The sequence below is a fragment of the Dehalococcoidia bacterium genome, assembly GCA_028711995.1.
Classification (GTDB): domain Bacteria; phylum Chloroflexota; class Dehalococcoidia; order SZUA-161; family SpSt-899; genus JAQTRE01.
The window spans coordinates 1-7,083 of record JAQTRE010000147.1; the positions used below are offsets into that span (position 1 = coordinate 1).

A 7,083-nucleotide genomic window follows, 5' to 3' on the forward strand; every position below is an offset into this window, starting at 1 on the left:
GTCTGCTTATGCCTGTGGTTCTCTCTGAACATCCCTTCACCTCAAGTCGAATAGCCTCAACTTGAGTCTATCGCATCCCAATATCAGCTTCAATACCAAGGCGCTACCTTTTTGCAGGAACGCCATGTATTCTTTAGTGTATTTCAGGGAACGGCTCCATCAATTCGCCTGAGGAAGGGATTCCCCCTTTTCTCCCGGCCGATTGTGGTTTTGGGACCGTGTCCGGGCAAAACCACTGTCTGATCAGGCAGAACCAGCAGCCTGCTGCGTATGCCGGAAATCAGCAGACTATGATCTCCGCCGGGGAAATCAGTGCGAGCGATGCCCATATTGAACAGCGTATCCCCGCTGAATACAACTCCATGCCCTTCAATGCAGATGCCGCCTGCGCTGTGGCCGGGGACGTGCAATACGCGAAATGTTAAATCTCCGATGACCAGAGAATCGTTGTCTGTGAGTATTCGATCGGGCGCCGGCGGCGCTTGGGAACCGGGGTCATCGATTGTAAATTGGCGGCTGTAGTCATATATCTGGAGTAGTTCGACGTCAGCACTATGGATGGCGAAGCTGGCTCCGGTGGATTCCACGATCGGCCTGGCCGCTCCATAGTGATCCGGATGTGCGTGTGTAACTACAACAAGGCCTACCCGAAAGCCCAGCTCATCGATATTCTTCATGATCCTTGCCCCGTCACTGGCCGGGTCGATGACCATAGCATCCCGGGTTTGCTCTGATGCCACAAGATAGCAGTTTGTTCCAAAAGGCATGATCTCCAGAGTTCTGTAGATCATTTTCGCCATCGATAGCCTCCGATCTCCTTTCCAGGTCAGAAAAACTCCCGTCAGCACACCGGGGACTGCTCCCCTCGGCAGAGGCAGTCCCCGGTGCAGAAAAAAGGGGCGACAAAGCCAACTCTTCAGGCCCGCCGAGTGTCTGGGTGGCACTTTCGGACCTGCATGTCAGCTATGTCATCAAACCAACTATTTTTTGGCTGGTTCGGCGACCTTCTTGCGTTTGTCATTCCAGTTATCGAATGTTACAACTATCCCGGGGAGCAGAACCAGCGTGCTCACCAGCACCAGAGCCATATCGATGATCGTGATCCACCCGAACTGGCTCAGGAAGGGATAGGTGAATGCGAACCACAAAGTCCCGAAGCCGATCATCACCATCAACCCTGAGACAACGATGGCACGCCCGATCCGGCTGATGGCGGTGGTCATGCAATCTATGGGAAGACCACCTTTATCCCGCTCCTCATAGTAACGCATCAACAGCAGGATGGTGAATTCCACGCCGATTCCCATGAGTTGCGCCGGCAGCAGCGCCCCGAGTGTGGTCACCGTCAGACCCTTAGCATACATCACTGCTGATGACCATCCAAGGATCAGGGCAATTGGCAGGGCAGCGGTGATAACTCTCAGGATTCTGAACTTGAAAAAGAGGAGCAGCATCGCGATGATGAAGCCTATTCCGATGTAGGTCAACTTGCCGCGGCTGTCTTCCAGATCCTGCGCCAGCCTGGGATTGAGCACACCATTGCCCGTATAGGTGACCGTGTATCCCTCGGGTGGAGTTGAGAAGTACTTTTTGATGTCCGCGGTGAAGATTCGCTTAGCCTCGACCTCGGGCGAAGTAGAGCCGAACGAGAGGTGAGCCTGTGTGCGATCCGGCGAGACATAGTTGAGCGAGAACCTCTCCGGCATCAACCCCAGCAACGTTTCGCCCACAGTTGGGTTGGGAGGCAACATGTTAAAAGCCCCCTCATAGAAGCTTGCCAGGTTGGAATACGTACCCGAGTAATGCCCGGGAAGCGTTGTTGGATTCGTATCTGCCAACCATGCTTTCGACTGGATAGACATCCATTGCAGGACCTCGGGTTCAAGGACAGTCTTGCCCTCAGGAGCGTCCACCAACAAATCTAGAGGACTGACCCCTCCGGCGTAATCGGTTAGCCTGGCGAGGTCCTTCATCGGTTGGACCTTCTGTGAAACGTAGTTCTTATATCCGACGTTCCCCTTCAGGTCGGACTCTTTGATCCAACCGTAAGCTGAGAACCCTATGGCGATAATCAAAAGCGGGATGACCAATTGGACCGATTTGTGAGCAATCCACGTCGCTGCCTTATCGATCCGCGAATCTCCTTTCGTCTCGGGCTTGTTGGTGGCATCGTTCTTCCGTTCCTTCAGGTAGAGGATAGGGAGCAGGAACAGTGTCGCAACCACCAGACATACGCCGACGCCCACAATGAGCATCTTACCAAAGCCTTCCACCATGGGGGTCTTGGCAAAGAATACCGCGGCAAAACCGCCGCAGGCCGCCAGCATGGCGATGACCAAGGGAGGACCGATGTGTTCCAGGGTATTCCTCACCGCCTGGTCTGCCGTTATCCCTTTCCGATGCTCTTCGTCAAAACGATTGTGGAACTGGATGGAATAGTCCACGCCCAATCCGAGCAAGATGGGGAACACCCCCATGGAAACCACAGTAATATTCCAGTCAAGCCACCCCATGATCCCCATGGTGTAAAGCACACCAACAAGAACCAGGCCCAGCGATAACCACCGCCAGACGAAGAACCCGCGAGTCCTGAACATCAGCGCCAGGATGACTATCATGATGGCAATGGCGATCATCATAATCTTGGCGATTGTCTGAGGAACGTGGGTTTCCTGATAGTACAGTACAAAGGGAGAACCGGTTACCGTCGTTTTGACATTACTATCGAAGCCGGCCTCTTTCAGAACAGCTTTCGCTTCGTCGATATAGTCTCCCTTGACCTTATTGTCCAGGCCTCCTTTGAGACCAAATGCGATACGGCCGGCGCCCTTATTGAAGAAGACGCCTTTACCCTGCCGGGTCAGCTCTCCTGTTTTGGGATCGAGCAACCATGTAGCATTTATACTCGTTTCCACGCCCGCTACCAACACCGTCGAGTCGTCGTCTTTGGCAGTGGGATCGGCATTGCCTCTCAACAGGTCAACGGTGAACGCCGGTGTGATAACGAACTGCACGTCCTTCTTTGGCGTTTTCCCATCAGCCTCATAGAAGTAGCGATCAAAATACCGCATCGCGGCCATGTTCTGATTGCTCAGGATCTCATTCATGCCGGCTTGAGTATCCCCGCTTTTGGGTTCAACCAGCACGATGAGTTGATCGTTGCTGAAATTCTTATCCAGTTTATAGATGTCCTTGAACTCTTGGGTGTAACTGGGCATATAGTCCCCATAGTTGTTGGACACATCCACGTATCTGGCTCCCAGTCCCAGGCCGATCAATGCTATGATTCCAAGGAGAAAGACCCATTTGAGTCTGTTTTGAATAAGGCCCCAGACGCCTAACAGAATCTTTGCTATCATTCTACCCCCTTTTATTTGCAAGAGCCTGCGGAAATTCTGTTTCTCATTCGATCTTGGCTGGTTCTACAATCCTTTCACCTCCTAAGACTTGGATGGAATCACTTCTTATTCGGATCGGAGAGACCTTTCTGGGCGAAAAACTCTTCCTCCATTAAATTCACCCGCCGTTCCCTCTTGCACCGCTTAACCACCTCAATGAAATCATCCAGTTTAGGCTGAATCTCTACCCCCGGTGTCACTCTCCCATCGATGAAGTCCAGCTCGATGTTTAGCGTGGGAACCCTCAGCTCTTCCATAATCCGATCTTTGACCAGCTTGGCAGCAGACCAGTTGGACTTACAAGCGACGTGACCCGCAAATATGGCGCCATCTGCCTTATAGTCCCGCACGATGCTGATCGAGGAGTCGCCCCAGCCTTCCCAAGGACCCCGGCATTCCCGGTCCATGGGCATATTGCACAGCTTTTTGGCCAGCCCCAGCATTATCTTGTCGTAATCCGAGATATCCGGATATGGCTCCACAACCACATTCTGGAGCATGTATGTGAGACTTACAGCGCCATATTCATCACGCATGTAGTCGGCGATCAACTCAGGATTGTATCCCGGCATGGCATAGATCCAGACGATGCGCAATTTCTCATCATCCACCACATAAGGCAGCTTTCCTGCCACCCGATCCTGTGCCCGTTGGTAGCACATCTCCAGATAATCCACGAATTCCGACGTGCCGGTGATCTGGGTGGCCAGCGGATAGAGCGCCCCGGCTTCAGAGCGGGTGAAGGGTGAGGGAACTCTGGCTCCCAGGTCCCGCAGCTTGAGGATCAAGGCGTGCGCTTTGTTGGAATTCTCCATTACCTGATGAAGCTTATCGAAATCCATTTTTCGTCCCGTTTGTTTCTCCAGCCATGCCACCAGCCGCTTGAGGTCCTGTGCGGTGTATTTGTAACCTGTCTCGCTGTTAATATACGGAACGTGAATGCCATAGCTGGGTATGCCAAGGTACCTGGCCGCAGAAAAAGTCACCCCCAATATGGAGTCGCAGGGGGTATTTTGGGCTACCCACACTGTAGGAAGGGGCACGTCGCCGGAGAGGGCCAACCCCAGCGGAAGCCTGTTGGTGGAGCAAGTGTATTCCGGTACATACCCGTTGGCCAGATCGATGTACCTGTCCAGCACCCCCGGCAGGCTGCCTATCGCGCCAAAGATGACGTCGCAAAGAGGCACGATATCCATTGCCAGGAATATCTCCGGAGGAACGCCGAAACTGATCCAGGCTACCGGATCGCCACTATCGCCGGCCTCCTGGCCACGCCGGTAAACATCCGAGAGCAACCCCATGCCCTGCCGCATCTCCGGGGACCTGGACTCGTCACTGGCGACCACTCCAAAAACGGTTGACAGGATTTCGAGCATTCTGTTTTTCTCTTCCATTTTCTTACCTCTCCATCGTTTCTAGGAATGCCTGAACCCTGGTCTTGAGTTGACCGGTGCCGGTCAAAGCGTATTCGCGATCCAATTCCAGGATCGGTATGCCGGCTTTCTTAATGTCAACGCCGATGGACAGTTGCTGCCCGCCCCAGAGTTGACAGTTGAACAGCGTCTGGAAAATAATCCCATCCACTTTGAAGTCCTTCACCATAGCCTTCATGAAATCGATCCGCTCGTCGATCCGGTCCATCATTCGGGCGCAGGACGGGCGATCCAGATAGGATTTGGCCAGACCCAGGATCAGGTCGTCCTCGATAACCTCCACTGGCTTCCAAAAATATCGAGACCCGAAACAGATAGTGTCAGTCACCACCAGGCCGCCCAGTTGCTCCATCAGTTCGAAATAATTCGGATCGTCGCATCCCCCGCTGCCGGATATCATCAACCTCGCCCGGTAGTCAGATATTCCCTTACGCCCTTTCAACTCCTTCAGCAGTTTCTTGAGCAAGGTGTTGAATTGATCCTTTGGCATAGTGGTCGCCGCCGCCAACACCTTTAGCGTTTCCGCGCCGGTAATGGGCGGACTTTCCGCTTGGCGGAGTTTATAGAGTCTCTTGAGCAAGCTTCTCGTCTCGTTGTAAACCTCGATGGCTTTTCTCAGCTTGGCGTCGGTGATTTCCACCCCGAAGGCCTTTTCGACCTTCTGTCTGAATTCAATGATCTGGTCTTTGTACCAGGCAATAGCGGCATCATCCACTTTCTTGGGAACATCCAGAAATCCTATCAAGGGTAACTGGTTGGGCCGTACCGTTCTCAAAATATCGCTCATACGACGGATGTCATCGCAACTGTTGGTGAACACCAGCCCATCGAGGAAATCGTATTTTCCCTCAAAGGCATATTCCAGGCAGGAACGCGCGAAACTGCAATTCAGATGGGTCATGTACACGTCTGCCGAGGTGGTTGCGGTGCATCCCGGTGCGGCCACCCGGTAAGGAAGGATGCCAGCCGCCCACAGGATTTCCTCAGGCACGTATGAGCAGAAGAATCCCGCCACCTTCTTACCCTGGGCTTTCCAGTCCTTGACCGCCTTGTTTTCCAGACTATCGGCCAGTTCAGTCAGTTCATCTAGAGCACTCATCTCTCTAACCAAATCCTCTTCATATTTTGCTCCTCCTCTGTTCGTCCATTTCTATCCGGCTCGCGCCGTTCATTTGCCCAGTTCAATGGGTACCGGCTTTCCGTCCAACCACTGAATAAAGTAACCGGATATGCTGCTCTTCCCATCCAAGCCAATCTTCAAAGGCCCTAGAACGGAGTCATATTCGAGCCCCAACGCAGCCTCGGCCACCTTGCCACGATCATCGGTTCCGGCCTTCTCCACGGCCTTAATGGCAGTCAGTAGCGGATTATATATAGGGGCATAGTTTGGCAGAGGCGCCGGGCCGGTAGGGGAATATCTCTTGCACCACGCTGAATCCTCCGCGCACTTTTTCGCCCACATCTCTCCAAATTCTATTTGGGCCGGGCTCCCCTGTCCGTTTAAATACACGGCCGGTACGTACCAGCCTTTGGCACCGGGGGACTGATCAATTCCTTTGAAGTTAGCCGCTTCACTGTTGCCGACGAACTGAATGTCGCCCCATCCACCCACCTCCAGTATCTGCTTGGAAATATTGATGTAGTTGCTCTCAACAAGGAGCGAGACAACTGCATCCGGGTTCTTATATCTGATCTTCGTCAATAAGGATGAGAAATCATTCAGTCCCGCTGAGGTATAGTCCTCACTGACAAAGTCAACTTCCGGATCGAGGGCCTTGATCTCCTCTTTGATAATGGCCATTACTTTGCGATCCGTCTCTGTCTCGAGGCAAAGAATGCTGATGGTCTTGGCCTTGAGTTTGTTGACCAGCAGTTCGGCAGTCATCTTGGCCCTTGCTTTGACATCATAGAAAGAGCAAACGACCCAGTGATAGTCAGAGAACAGCTCTGGAGCATTGAGGAATGTTGAATATAGAACCTTCTCCGCATCCGTGACATCGGCAACAGCAAAGCCAAACACATTCGAACTTGCCCCTCCCAGGGTAACCACTGTGACCCCATCGAGCAACGCTTTCCTTGCGGCAGCAGCCGCCTCTGAAACCTGGCCTTTGTTGTCATATTTAACGAAAGTGGGTATGCACTTTACTCAACCATATACCATATGTTGTGGATGGCCTCCTACGATCATTTGACGCGGCACGGGGGCACAAGCTATTGCCTGCTCCATCAGGCGGTAGAAGAGTAAACCTCGT

The 7,083-nt window shown here is 52.9% G+C and carries 5 protein-coding genes; all 5 read right to left on the reverse strand.

Features of this window, described 5'->3' with window-relative positions:
- Positions 1–143: 143 nt before the first annotated feature.
- Positions 144–800 carry an MBL fold metallo-hydrolase gene (locus tag PHV74_13945; GenBank protein ID MDD5095458.1) on the reverse strand — a complete coding sequence of 219 codons (657 nt, stop codon included), beginning with the start codon at positions 798–800 and terminating at the stop codon, positions 144–146.
- A 180-nt stretch (positions 801–980) separates the two neighbouring features.
- On the reverse strand, positions 981–3,359 hold the full coding sequence (locus PHV74_13950; GenBank protein MDD5095459.1) for an MMPL family transporter: 2,379 nt from the start codon (positions 3,357–3,359) through the stop codon (positions 981–983).
- 98 nt (positions 3,360–3,457) lie between these two features.
- A complete protein-coding gene (locus PHV74_13955; protein ID MDD5095460.1) occupies positions 3,458–4,792 on the reverse strand; it encodes a 2-hydroxyacyl-CoA dehydratase family protein in 1,335 nt (444 codons plus the stop codon).
- 4 nt (positions 4,793–4,796) lie between these two features.
- On the reverse strand, positions 4,797–5,930 hold the full coding sequence (locus tag PHV74_13960) for a 2-hydroxyacyl-CoA dehydratase family protein (protein MDD5095461.1): 1,134 nt from the start codon (positions 5,928–5,930) through the stop codon (positions 4,797–4,799).
- A 69-nt stretch (positions 5,931–5,999) separates the two neighbouring features.
- A complete protein-coding gene (locus PHV74_13965; protein MDD5095462.1) occupies positions 6,000–6,968 on the reverse strand; it encodes an ABC transporter substrate-binding protein in 969 nt (322 codons plus the stop codon).
- Positions 6,969–7,083: the final 115 nt, after the last annotated feature.